Origin of the sequence: Plectonema cf. radiosum LEGE 06105 (genome assembly GCF_015207665.1) — a bacterium.
Taxonomy (GTDB): domain Bacteria; phylum Cyanobacteriota; class Cyanobacteriia; order Cyanobacteriales; family Nostocaceae; genus Rivularia; species Rivularia radiosa_A.
Genome location: NZ_JADEWL010000173.1, coordinates 1 through 12681, shown reverse-complemented (window position 1 = coordinate 12681; position 12681 = coordinate 1). Strand labels below are relative to the sequence as shown.

Genomic DNA, 12681 nt, shown 5'->3' with positions numbered 1-12681 from the left:
GTTGGGGGATGGGGAGGAATGAAGCCCCAACAACCAGTAGGATACAAGCCCTGCCCAATCTGGTCAATTGTCGTTGTGGTAAGGGATTTCACTGGCAATGCTGAAAAATGCTTTTTGTCATAAGTTATGTCACTATTGCAGCATTTCTGCAACCAGTTATTAATTACTTTTTATCCAAATTTGGCATGAAGCCGAGGTACGTGTGATTTCCTGCAATATGGTCTGAAAAGTCTTATTATGCAAGCGTTTGAAAATTTGTTACATCATAGTCAAAAACGCCTTTATTTGTGACGAGAAATCAAGGCTTTTGAAGGCATCTTGCAGGTTTTTGGTCACATCTCGGCTCAATGCCGGGTTGAAGCTAGAGGACAAAGAGGAGACTACAGCACTAAACGTATCAAATTTAACTCTAACAATAGTTGTTAATTTTTCGTTACATACTTATAAATTTTCTCGCCCACCTACTTAAATAAAAAGACAATTCAATATTAATTCAGAGTTATTTTATTATTTAATTGAAAGTAATACAACTTACTATAAATAGCAACTAAAAATACAATAATGTTTTTAAAATAATTATTATTTTAATCCATGTATTCAGAAAACATATATGTATGTTTTACATCGTAATATTTTAAATAAGTAGTTTTAATATTTGTCTTGCTATTGCAGTGACAATATATAATCTAACTACTAATTAAAATGACAGTTTCCCAGAAAATTTGCCTTGGTTTCTTATATGTTATTGCTGTAGGAACTGTCTTGCTGATGATGCCTTTTGCTACAGCTTCTGGTACGTGGAATAACCTGATTGTTGCTCTATTTACATCGACTTCAGCAGTTTGTGTTGTTGGATTAACTATAGTAGATACTGGGAACTATTATTCTTTTTGGGGTCAGTTAATCATACTAATACTTATACAGATTGGCGGATTGGGATACATGACATTTACAACCTTCTTAATCATGTTGACCAGACGTACATTTAATTTAAGACACAAAATTGGCATTCAACAATCCTTAGATAGACGCGAAATGCAGGGTAGCGGTCAAATTATTCGTTCAATTATCGCCACTACTTTATTTTTTGAAATTACAGGAATATTTTTATTATTGCTAGTTTTTGTCCCAGATTTTGGATGGGATAGAGGAATGTGGTTGGCTATTTTTCATAGTGTTAGTGCTTGGAATAATGCAGGTTTTAGCCTGTTTAAAAATAGTTTAATTAACTACCAATCATCAGCTTTATTGGTGTTTACAATTTCGTTTTTAACTATTTTTGGTGGAATTGGTTATCAGGTTATATTAGAAATGATTTTATGGCTACGCGACCCTTTACTTAGAAAGTCGAGAAATATAATATTCTCTCTTGATTTTAAAGTTGCTGTTAGTACAAGTATTTTTCTATTAATTTTTGGAACTATTAGTTTCTTTCATTTATTCGCTATACCCCCCGGATTGGACGGACATCGCCACATCGATTAAAAGTTCCGCAAAATGGCGGTGTCAGAAGTGCCAATTACAGTGTATACGACCCGGTGAAGACACATCCAAACTTACCCGCTCCGAACGGATGAAACGCACCCTCCAAACTCATCATTGGGACAGAAATCCATCAAATAATTCCAGAAGTAACCTTGCAGCGCTTTGCTCCGCCTGTCACCTTTTGTACCATCGTGGCGGTAAATCTAACGTTTCACCGGGGCAGTTATCTTTATGGTAAGCCAGCTTCTAAAAGCGATAGTTATAACGATTGGTGCTACCTTGTGTTTGAATAAGGGTATAGGTATTAGTTAATGTTAATTTGGCATAAATTTCATCGGTTTCACTAATAGTATAAGAACCTTCTCTAGTGCCACGGTCTTCGTTTAAGACATCAAAACCAACACTACGCTCAAAGCGAAACGGTACTGGATTACCCGACACCATACTGCGATTGATTCGCATAGAACCCACACGGATTAAAAAATCATCATGCGAAGGCGATCGCCGCAAGATTGGGTCGGGATATAGCCCAGGCTGCTCAATCAAAATTTGGTCGGCTCCCCATAATTCGCAGACTAGGGTAAATTCTAATCCTTCACCAATTTCGTTTAATTCGTAGTCGGTAAAAATGATATCGCCTTCAATTACACAACGCGCCACGCGGGTTGTTGTGTCCGGAGTTACTTGCAAACTGCGACGATTGATATAAGCCATAATTTTAACGACATGGTATTAATTAAAACTCGGCTCGGACTACACCTCCAAGTTTGGTGATTCCGGAATAAAAATTATCATTCTCCCAAAACCCATTCCCTTCCTGCCGCGATCGCAGCTTATCACCCTGAATTGCCAACTCCGAAGCGATACGCCCACATTTTTACACCTTGCGGTATCGCGCCCAACGTGAAATATTGAAACATTCATCAAACTTAGCACAGAGTTTGCTGGGGCTGGAAAATCCCACTTTAAGTGACCATTCCTCGCTTCGTGCTAAGAATGCATTCAAATCTTGCTCTACCTTACTTAGTTGGGCTTCAAACTTGGATTGCTCAAAGTCTATGTGAAATGCCCTATGTCCCTCATCCGACCATACGCGAACCAAACCTCCCACCTTTTCAACCCAAGGATTTGGATCGTGTCCGAGCCAAGGCGATGTACCTTTCTTCATAAAGCTCAGCCAATCTCGCCACCTTTCTAATCCGCAACAGCAACTTGGGCTAATTACTTTATTGTTAGCAGTTTTAGCTTGGATACCTCCGGGTAAAACTAAACTTGCAGCTTGAATAACTCGGTGTAACACATTGTTCGCGTTACCTTCACTTGAGATATTGTTGTAATCGACTAGTTGAGCAAAAACTAAACCGACCTCTGGGTCTGTCATCTTGCCATGCAATCGAATAAACGTAAATGGTTTGTAGTCTGCGATCGCCCACGAATATAATGGTTTGTTCTCATAATATGGGGCTTCTACTACAGCTTGAAGATGGGGATTAATATTCATATGCACACCCACTTTTTTGCTTGGAATTATACAATTAATTTTCTATGCCAAAAGCCCAGTCAAGTACGACCAGGCTTTGTAATGGGGTAAGTCCCCGTGGCTAATTATATTCGTTATTTATAATCGGTTGTTCTAGTGATTACTACCAGACCGAACTGAATGATTTCGGAAATAATCAGACTTTACCCCGAAATTAACGCCTAGTAAGGATTCTATCTTTTCAAGTGTTTCAATCGGTAAAGCTTTCGTTTCTTCGGCTTCAATTCTGTACCAGTTCATTGTCGTCATCGGCACCTGGCGATAAATTTCAGCTAGCGGACAACTATCGGCTTCCCGCTCTTAACGAATGCGATCGCCCAGGATGTCAACCTCAGCGATCAAGATTCGTCATAGGTGAGGGACGAAGACATTGCTTTTTAATTATTTGCTTTGTGTAGCGGTTGCCACATCCACTACCACCGGGGTGGGAAATATTATGAGGAAGATAGCCTTACCGATATATCTAAAAACCCCAGCTATTCCTTATTCCTCTATAGGTTATTGATAAAATTAAACCTTGGCACGTAGCTTTCGTTAATCTATAGTAAATTCTTTGGTGGATGAGTCATAATTAACTTCATGATCGACTCCATCTATTTCAAGAGTGGCACTAGCATCATAATCTAAATTTCTGAAGATTTTGAAAGTGAACCAGTTATTGCGGTAAAGAACTTAGTTGAAGTAGCAAGTGTTTATGGTTGGTATAAATTTAAGGAATTTATTGCAGCACTTAAGTACAGTACGCAGCAAAAACTTACAGAATTAGTTTTTCATATATTTGCAATATTTGATACTTCGCTATTTGACGAGTTTATTGTAGACAGTGGATAAAGTTCGATTGAATTAATTTAAATAGCCTGAGTTCGGGTTAAGCAGATTGGTGTAAAAGCCAGTCGAGATGAAGGTTTGGTTTTTTAGGTTGATGACAGTAAGCAATTAATCCGCAAAGAACGTTTACATAAAAATTAGTAAGGCTTCGATGTCTTGAATACTCAAGAGTACGAGATATTGTTTAGTTGGTCGTTAATAGTTTCGATAACCCTCGCGTTTGCGAGACAATAGCTTGTTATGAAGGCGCATTAATTTATTTTTCATATTGCGACGAAGTTTTGCGAAAAACTGAATTCCAAATTCTTCCAAAAGTAGAGAAGCAAGCTTTTGGGACACATAACCTCTAAACGCAATTCAAATAAAAATATTTGAAATTGCGGTAATGATTTTGATGATTTAACAGTGTTTTATGCCATTCTGCTTCAAAAACTTTGCAAAAATCATCTACATGGCAAAACAATACATCTAAACTAATACATAGGACAGATTGCTGAAAAAGTGTTATTTTCAGCAATCTGTCCTTTTCCTTATTCCGAACTCAGGTTAAATAGAATAAGTAAATATTAATTTTGTATTGATACTTTTAAATACAAAATTAATAAATATTGCCAATTGAGGAGTAAGGAAAGTGGAATATTTAAGTAAAACCTTGACGAGATTCAATACATACCCACTTTTTTTTATCAACTCTTTCCCAGGTTGCATTCCAAAATGGGGCATTCATAACTAATTTCCATGCGCCCCCTTCTTTTTGAGAAATTTATTCAAAATACGATAGTGTTTTGGTTTCTCCATTTTCTTTTTCGCCGTTGTAAAAAAGCTTGTCATTTTTGAAAATGTTAGCTTCCCCAAATCCAACGCAAATTTGTTGTGTACTAAGAGAGGCTATGCTATAACTGATAACGGTAATAAATAGGGGGGAGTGAAAAACTACATTAAAATAGCTTAAAACATATTATTTCTCAATTAATTTTGATATTGAAAATTGAATGTACAAAAAAAACTGCTGTTAATTCAGAAGATTGAGAGGATATTTAAGAGAATAAAACATCTGCATATAATTTAATTGATTATGACATTATTTTATTGTAATTACTTAGCTAAAAACTATAGGTAAACTTCATATAATTAATGTTTATATAAATTATAATAGTAATAATAAGATAGAACTACTATTAAGTATTTATATAAAAGAAAACTGCGACAAAATATGAATTTTATCATAACTGGAGTATTTATTTAGCTGTTATAATTTATGCAATATTTATAGCAGCTAAATACAAGTTTAAAAATGGCGCTTAGAAAAACCTTTTGGTTTAGGTCTTTGACTAGCCTTTATAAGATATTTTTTGATAGTAGAAAGTCCTTCTTCATTTTCTACGTCAAAAACGCTGATAGGTTTACATAATATTCGTTTATTCTGCATAATATCTGACATTATACGATGCCACGGAATAAGAGAAAGTAGCGATATTATTGTTGATGTTAACCAAGTACTAATTAATGCTGGGTTGATATTAAAATTTAAGCTGTAGTATTGTAATAATGCGTATCCTGCAATTTCTTTTAATATATCTTCTCTACCTAGAGTAAACACATATTTACAAGCTTCTTTGGCACAGCGTAGTTGAATTTGTTTATAGGCGATTACTTCCATCATTTGATTATATTCTGCATTACCAACATTCCATTTGTGTGGTTGAGATTCGGAGAAAATTTTATTCACTTTAGCTTGAATTAAAGATTCTATGACAATCCAACTCCGTTTGGTAAGCCGAATAATTTCTAATAGATAGTCATTGAAGCATATTTTTTTGCCACTACAGTGAACTTTCAATTTATATGCTATCTCAGAAAAACTTCTGTTTTCAAATGTCTCATTTTGAACGCTTTCGCCATGAATTCCAATATCTAATATTTTTAAAAACCTTCTTTTGAATTCTGCTAATATTTGTTTTCTATCAGTTATTGAAATAGCAGTTTTGGGACTATTTGATTCTTCATTTTTGTCAGGACAGCCTATCCCAACACCAGGGAAATGTCTCCCCTTCAGGCAATTCTTTCACCTTTTGCCAAACAAACTTCTCCCATACATGATTGACATCTCGGAAGTTCGTCAAGGTAAGTATTAAAATCAGCAAGCGATGGTGGTATTGCCAAACTCGTTCTTAGACTAATAGCTTTTACAGGCATATTGGTTGATTAAATTCATCGTATATGCCCGTAAAACAATCTCTTAATAAAATTAGTTGTGCTGTATTTTTCTACAATAATATCGATTATCTTTTTCCCAAAAGGCAGTATCACCACTTATAAAATCGGCATATATTTGCTCATCATCCCATTTGCATAACATTCCAAAACATATTGGCGGAAGAAAGTTTAGATAATAATGATAGTAATCAGCATCAATCCCAAGTTTTTCTCCTTTCTCAAGTTTGTGATTAAACTCCTCGCTAATCCACAAAGCGCAATCATATTTGTATGGCTCGTTAGAAGTTTTAACGGTTTGTGGTTGTCCCCTACGTCCTTTAGGGATTATTACATTTTCTTCAATAGTATCGTCCTCTTCAACATTATCCTCGCTGATATTATCGGTTTGATTATTACTAGAATCAGAATTAGCTACAATTGCTTGCTGTTGAGATTGTATTTCTACATCAATTTCGCCGATGCGGTTCCATATTAGCTGTAGTTTATTTTCAAATTCAAATGGTTCTCCTACAAGTTTGTTGAGTCGCGTTAATTCACTCTTTTTATTGTTGATTGACCTTTCAATTTGATATTGGTAATCAGATAAATTATCAATAAAATTATTGATTAGTTCTCAGGACTTACGCAACTGGCACAAGCAATGGTGCGCGAAGCGCACCGAGCGCCTAAAAAACTATACAGAAAACATCGCGACATCTGGGCGTTTTAGCTGCTCGATTAGATAATTAGAAAGTAAATTATGCTTGATTTGATAGACAGTTTCACCTGTTTTATACGCTAAATTCTTGAGCCTAAGCCAAACTAACATGGCGCAAGCAATATGATTTCTTTGAAGGCGGGCTTTACGACATTGACATGATTCAATACCAGTCAATTGCTTTATTTCTCGATGAAACTCCTCTCGGAGCCAACGAACTTTACACACCTCTTGTGCAACATCCGTAGAACTTTGAGATAAATCGTTGGTTGCGATATAATCCGTTTTGTCGGTAGAGACAATTACTCGGAAAAGTTTTACCTTTTTATTGCCAGGAAAACCCTTAACTTTTAATATTTTACCATCTTCTAACTCTTCATCACTCCATTCCAAATTTTTGATATTTTTATATTTTTTCTTGCCAAAACTATCATCAACTAAACGATTTATTTTTAAAGGACAATAATAAATTTTTTCTAAACTATCGATATAAAGCATTAAGCTGTTTACCGCATACCATGTATCCATTAAAACCGTTTCAAAGGGTAGATTTCTTTGATATACAAGACCTAGCAGCATATTTTTAACATGGTCAACCTTAGTTAAACCATCATTTTCAGGATTGAAGATACGTTAGCGAAGCGTGTCCCGAAGGGACATTAATCTATTACCCAAAAGTTAAGACTTTTAGGATTAACATATATGCAACTGACTATTCCAATGCCTTTGACAATGCCATGTTCATTACCACTGTATTGTCTTCGTACTATCTCAATTTATTCAGAAAATCTTTTGTCCAAAACTGTATCATCAAATATAATATAAGCATCCTCGTCAATGACAATTAAATCTTTCACATTATCCCAAAGTAAACGAGGAGTTAACTTTTCATTTTTTAAATAATAATTGATTTTATCATGACTAATGTTTTCCAAATGTTCTGCAAGATTAGTCATTGTATAGTTAATTTGACTGCTAAGTAAATATTGACAATAATTAAGTTTAGTAAATTTCATCGAGAACCAACCCTTAAATGCACCCTTTATCTATTGTCTCATAAAAATTGAAACAGCAAAATACGCATTAATTATTATTATTATTATTAATCCAAGCCATACTCAATAAAATAATTCTTTTCATATAATACATAAGTACTATTCATTGGCGATCGCACTGTGCCGGTTGCGTAAGTCCTGAAAGCCTTAAAAAACGGGGCTAATAGAATAACCCAGCAATGATTCGCAGTCATTACTGGGTCAATCGTTCACCTGCCAAAACGAGCTTCGTAGGAACGTAATGGCAGAAATATAAAATTTTTACTTACTCTTATGTTACCAAATAATCCTCAAAAAATCTCGGCTGAAACTTACATTAACGTTCCAGCTACAAGTAACTTTCCAACTCCCCCGGTAATTCAACCAACGCCATATGATTACCTAGCATTACTACCAGCAATTTTGACAGCTTTAACCCCATTGATATTAGGATTGAAGAAAAAAGATAAGGATGACGAAGACAAAGAATAGATAACGTTGGAAGTGCGATACGCGAAGCGTCGCCCTTCGGGCTATCGCTATCCTAAATAAGTAGGCGATCGCGCCGTACTACCTCATTTTTTTTCACAACCTATTCCGTTACCATCACCGTCAAAGCGGTGGGGGTCTGGTGGTAGGACTTTGAAGTTACGTTCTTTAACGTCCGAGCATTGTAAATCGGGTGAACCTTTAGGTATGCATAAATCTGGATAAGCAGGGTCACAGTTTTGTCTAGATGAGGTAGTTGAATTATTATTTAGATAAGTAGCAATTGCAATAATTGTCCCGATTACTGTTCCAATTATTGTTACGATTGCTAATGTTTTATCTAAAGATTTTTTTGATTTCTTAGCTGGGGTAAGATGAATTTCTTCAATTTTATTACCCACAGGAGATAGCACAATATTTCTATTGTACTTTTGGTATTCCTCTGCCTCTACACGCATACGCGCTGAAACAGTATCTCCGTTTAAATCGGCATTAAATTGATAAAATCCTTCGCTATCAGAGTGAACAATATATGATTTACCATCAAGTTCGAGAGTTACCTTTGCACTGTCAACAGTTTTATTTTCATTATCTAATACACGTCCTGTATAAGTATTGCTAGTCATATATTCGCCTCGATATAACAAGATAAAATGCTTGAATTGTAGTTTTTTTTAGCCTGAAGATTTACAACCAGACTTAGATAAAAGTAGAACTCAACGCAAATGATTTTAAAAATAAATGCGCTCAGGTGAAGTGATGTCAGTATTTAGATATGACAAGTAATTTAATACTCATGCCAAAACGCTGCACTCCAAGAGTTACGCAACGAATTGTCTTGTATTAAAAAACATTTCCTTTAACTAGAAGCCAAGCAAATAGGGGGTAATAATGACTTAAGTATCAAATTACTAACTTTTACATTATCTACAGGTGTCATCAGTACAATTCCTGATTTTATATAAAATTTATAAAACTTAATGAATAACACTTTTAGATACTGTTAAAGTCTTGATTTTAAAGCATTTTGGTTTTACATTGTGCAAAAAATATTACTTATATAACTAAAGTAGTCTCAGTAATTATTCTACTTTACTACCGAGAGAGCCATTCTTATTAATAGAACTGATGGTTAAAATTTTGCTCTTGACAAAAAATATAAAAGATATGCGATGCCTATGGCGGAGTGATCGCTCATCGCTCCTTTGGGTGCTGGCGCTGCGATCGCGCTTGGTCTTGGAATGAGTATTACAGCCGTTTCTCTGAAGGGGCGAGGTAAAATTCATATCGTTTTAGGGTAGGGAGCAGGAGAAAGATGCACCTTATAAAGAAAGCAATACGCTGTATTTCCAATGCAACCAAAAACCCCAACATCGAGTCGGGGTTTACTTTCAATAAAATATGATTAATATGCGTTTATATATAGTTTTAGCAATCGCTAATAATTACACACATACCCAAAGCTTGCCAAGTCTGGGGTCCGACAATTCCATCGACAAGAACTGTTGGATCATGGTCATTACCTCTTGCTTGAAACTCTTTAACTGCATCTTCTGTTTTTTTACCGAAGAAACCATCAGCTTTTAAAGAGCCAAAATTATATTGACGTAAACGTGTTTGTAGAAGCTTTACAGACTCAGAAGCTGTTTTTTGACGGTCATCACGACGTAAAACTGGCATTCTGTGGCAAGGGGTTAGTTGCTCTACATTTACTGTTTGCATTGTAGTGTTTTCCTAATTTTTATAGTTGAATTTACTGATGAGTTTAGATTCATCCTGCCATTGTTAAATTCCAGAATTTCAGCAAAAATATCTGAAAAAGCTTTTAATTAAATGTTCCCTTGATCTTAGATGCCGATAAAATCTCGTAATGTAAGGATTGTGGAAGCAAGGCGATTGCCCTTCCAGGGCGAGTGTTAATAAGATTTCCCTTCCTTGTAGATATCGCACAAAAGTTTATTTTATTTAAGTAATGCAGTGATTAGTGAATGCAGTAATGCAGTAATAGATGAATTAATGATTGTAGTTTATACATTTATCTGGTATATAAAGCATTAATCAAACCTTCAGCTTAATTACTTAACGCAGTAATTAATGCAGTAATGCAGTATGGCAGTAATATCGTTAATTAATCAAAAGGGTGGCTGCTCTAAGTCTACAACCGCTGTACATCTGAGCTATTGGCTATCAAGTAAAGGTCATTCTGTACAGCTTATAGATGCTGATGCCCAAGGTAGTAGTTCGGTGTGGCTCAAGTCGATGGAAGATAATTCAATACCATTTACAATATTGCGATCGCCTGACGAGCTATTAGAACAAATTCCCGAACTTACAGCGAAGTGCGATTATTTAGTTGTAGATGGTCCGGCGGGTTTAGCTGAATCTAGTAGAGCAATTTTATTTCGTACCGATTTGGCAGTAGTACCTTGTCAACCGACTGGGTTAGATTTGCAATCGGCTAGCGATGCAGTACGGTTAATCAAGCAAGCTCAATCTGTAAGAGGTGGTGCGCCTAAAGCAGCAATATTTATCAGCCGTGCGGTGAAAGGGACTAAGTTAAAAGACGAAGCGATCGCACTGTTATCTAAAACCAAGGAAGTGACCGTTTTAAAAACCGTGATCCATCAAAAACAGGTAATAGCCGATACATTTGGTCAAGCGGCAACAATTTGGGATTTATCGGGGCGTTCTGCTACTGAATCGGCGCGGGAGTATGAAAAATTATTTACAGAAATTGTGGGGATGATTAAATGAATAAGAAAAGAAAATCCCTCGATGATACCTTGGCTTCGGAATTTGTTTACGGTCAAAAGGCTGTTGAACCACAACCAGTAACTAATGAAGTTGAGGAAGAAATAGAAATAATTGAAGAACCAGAACCACCACCTAAAAAAACTACAGCTAAAACTACTAAAACCAAAAAATCATCAATTGTGTCTAAACTGCAACAAGAAAGCGTTAAAGAAGCAACGGTAAGATTAACTGTAGATTTACCTCAATCAATGCATCGTAAGTTGTCTATGCTAGCGGCTTCTACTGGTAAGAAGAAGGCTGAGATTGTCAGGCTTTTGCTGGATGAAGCGTTGGAAGAAGTAGATGATTAATTAAGTAATGCAGTAATGCAGTATATAAATAAAGGAGGGGAAGAGTTTTATAGAAATAAATCTGAGATACTAATTTTAGGTGATAGGAATATTTAAAAGTTAAATTCACCACTTACTTTAACCATCCGATACCGCGCAAAACTTTGCAAATCAGTATAGTGACGAAAATTGAGTTTCAAGTGATAAATAATACAATATTTTTACAGTCTTTTTAAGAACAAACGATTAGGAGTATTTTCAGCAAGTGAAGAAACATTTATGTTAAACAATTTACAAATACCAAATGAACTCCGAAAAAAAGTACACAAAGAGCTTGAAGCAGGAGAAACTATAAAATGGGTTGAGCAACCCATACCTCGTTTTTTTACAGCATCTTCTATAAGCAGTATTTTACTCGGTATTCCTTCGACAAGTTTTGCCTTATTTTGGATATGGGCTGCATTGGGATTCAAATTTCCAGATATAAGAGAAGGAATACAATTTCAGCATCTGTTTGCTCTTTTTGGTCTGCCTTTTGTACTTATTGGTTTTGGAATGCTATCTAGTCCTATATGGGTGTGGCTAGCAGCGCGAAAAACAGTTTATTTAATTACAAATCGACGAGCTATCTCTATTCAAGGTGGTGTGTTTACTATTATAAGAAGCTACTTACCTTCTGAACTAAAAGATATATACCGGAAAGAGCAAGCAAATGGATCGGGTGACGTGGTTATCTCCGTTCGGCTCCTGAGAAATAGTGACGGATATCAAAGAAGTGAGGAGATAGGATTTATGGGAGTTCGCAACGCACAAGAGACTGAGAAGATGCTGAAGCAGTTGGCTCAAAATACGTGACGCAAGTTGCAATTAAGAAAAAATTAGATTTGTTTTAAACAATGGATTGAAAAATGCTTGTGTGGTAATAGCTCTACTAGAGTAGTGAATCTCACCTAAATGAGAATACCAAGAAAGCTTGGTAACTTGATTGGTAATCGCACAATGCATCTCATAACGATCGCTATCTTGAGGCTTATTATCAATCATGGCACTTGGCACTGCCTAAATAACGGAGTATCATCATAAATTCCGACAATACGTTTGTACTGCACATTCCACTTTTAATAGAGTTGTCACCTGATAAAACCGCTCGTTCAAAGTTTGAAGTTAAATCGGTTAAGAAGCGACAAGCCTAAATTAATTTTTAAGAAGAATATATCAACATTTACGATGTCCAATATTCTTGCTCTTGAAAAAACTTTTACTTCTGCTCTTGATTTTGCTTTTTCATACTCAGCGCGATCGCTCGAA

13 protein-coding genes and 1 pseudogene are annotated in these 12681 nt (G+C 35.6%); 5 read left to right on the top strand and 9 right to left on the bottom strand.

Features of this window, described 5'->3' with window-relative positions; translation table 11 throughout:
* The first annotated feature begins 702 nt into the window (after positions 1-702).
* Positions 703-1485 carry a potassium transporter TrkG gene (locus tag IQ247_RS28395; protein WP_193925096.1) on the top strand — a complete coding sequence of 261 codons (783 nt, stop codon included), beginning with the start codon at positions 703-705 and terminating at the stop codon, positions 1483-1485.
* A 246-nt stretch (positions 1486-1731) separates the two neighbouring features.
* Here IQ247_RS28395 and IQ247_RS28390 read toward each other — a convergent pair whose 3' ends face one another.
* From IQ247_RS28390 to IQ247_RS28360, 6 genes and pseudogenes are all read right to left on the bottom strand, one after another.
* Complete coding sequence (locus IQ247_RS28390) at positions 1732-2199, bottom strand: hypothetical protein (RefSeq protein ID WP_193925094.1); 468 nt, start codon at positions 2197-2199, stop codon at positions 1732-1734.
* A gap of 163 nt (positions 2200-2362) precedes the next feature.
* The gene (locus IQ247_RS28385) at positions 2363-2986 is read right to left on the bottom strand and encodes a hypothetical protein (protein ID WP_193925092.1); all 624 of its coding nucleotides are present in this window, start codon (positions 2984-2986) and stop codon (positions 2363-2365) included.
* A 1062-nt stretch (positions 2987-4048) separates the two neighbouring features.
* On the bottom strand, positions 4049-4192 hold the full coding sequence (locus IQ247_RS33705) for a transposase (protein ID WP_375341257.1): 144 nt from the start codon (positions 4190-4192) through the stop codon (positions 4049-4051).
* A gap of 949 nt (positions 4193-5141) precedes the next feature.
* Entirely contained in the window at positions 5142-5693 is a 552-nt protein-coding gene (locus IQ247_RS28370) for a hypothetical protein (RefSeq protein ID WP_193925091.1), read from the bottom strand.
* A 212-nt stretch (positions 5694-5905) separates the two neighbouring features.
* A complete protein-coding gene (locus IQ247_RS28365; RefSeq protein WP_193925090.1) occupies positions 5906-6049 on the bottom strand; it encodes a hypothetical protein in 144 nt (47 codons plus the stop codon).
* Between the two features lie 694 nt (positions 6050-6743).
* Positions 6744-7783 (bottom strand): annotated as a pseudogene (locus tag IQ247_RS28360) (IS701 family transposase).
* Between the two features lie 312 nt (positions 7784-8095).
* Here IQ247_RS28360 and IQ247_RS28355 point away from each other — a divergent pair.
* Positions 8096-8293, top strand: a complete 198-nt coding sequence (locus IQ247_RS28355) for a hypothetical protein (RefSeq protein ID WP_193925089.1) — start codon at positions 8096-8098, stop codon at positions 8291-8293.
* Positions 8294-8376: 83 nt separating this feature from the next.
* On the opposite strand, the gene IQ247_RS32925 is transcribed toward IQ247_RS28355, so the two are convergent.
* Together IQ247_RS32925 and IQ247_RS28345 are read right to left on the bottom strand one after the other, a co-directional pair.
* On the bottom strand, positions 8377-8916 hold the full coding sequence (locus IQ247_RS32925; protein WP_228060120.1) for a carboxypeptidase-like regulatory domain-containing protein: 540 nt from the start codon (positions 8914-8916) through the stop codon (positions 8377-8379).
* 802 nt (positions 8917-9718) lie between these two features.
* Positions 9719-10012 carry a peptidoglycan-binding domain-containing protein gene (locus IQ247_RS28345; protein ID WP_193925087.1) on the bottom strand — a complete coding sequence of 98 codons (294 nt, stop codon included), beginning with the start codon at positions 10010-10012 and terminating at the stop codon, positions 9719-9721.
* Positions 10013-10399: 387 nt separating this feature from the next.
* Here IQ247_RS28345 and IQ247_RS28340 point away from each other — a divergent pair, with 387 nt between their 5' ends.
* The 3 genes from IQ247_RS28340 to IQ247_RS28330 all read left to right on the top strand — a co-directional run bounded on the left by IQ247_RS28340 (position 10400) and on the right by IQ247_RS28330 (position 12228).
* Positions 10400-11044 carry an AAA family ATPase gene (locus IQ247_RS28340; protein WP_193925084.1) on the top strand — a complete coding sequence of 215 codons (645 nt, stop codon included), beginning with the start codon at positions 10400-10402 and terminating at the stop codon, positions 11042-11044.
* On the top strand, positions 11041-11394 hold the full coding sequence (locus IQ247_RS28335) for a YlcI/YnfO family protein (protein WP_193925082.1): 354 nt from the start codon (positions 11041-11043) through the stop codon (positions 11392-11394). The genes IQ247_RS28340 and IQ247_RS28335 overlap by 4 nt, the downstream gene beginning before the upstream one ends.
* A gap of 258 nt (positions 11395-11652) precedes the next feature.
* A complete protein-coding gene (locus IQ247_RS28330; RefSeq protein ID WP_193925081.1) occupies positions 11653-12228 on the top strand; it encodes a hypothetical protein in 576 nt (191 codons plus the stop codon).
* Positions 12229-12240: 12 nt separating this feature from the next.
* Here IQ247_RS28330 and IQ247_RS28325 read toward each other — a convergent pair whose 3' ends face one another.
* On the bottom strand, positions 12241-12417 hold the full coding sequence (locus tag IQ247_RS28325) for a hypothetical protein (RefSeq protein ID WP_193925079.1): 177 nt from the start codon (positions 12415-12417) through the stop codon (positions 12241-12243).
* Positions 12418-12681: the final 264 nt, after the last annotated feature.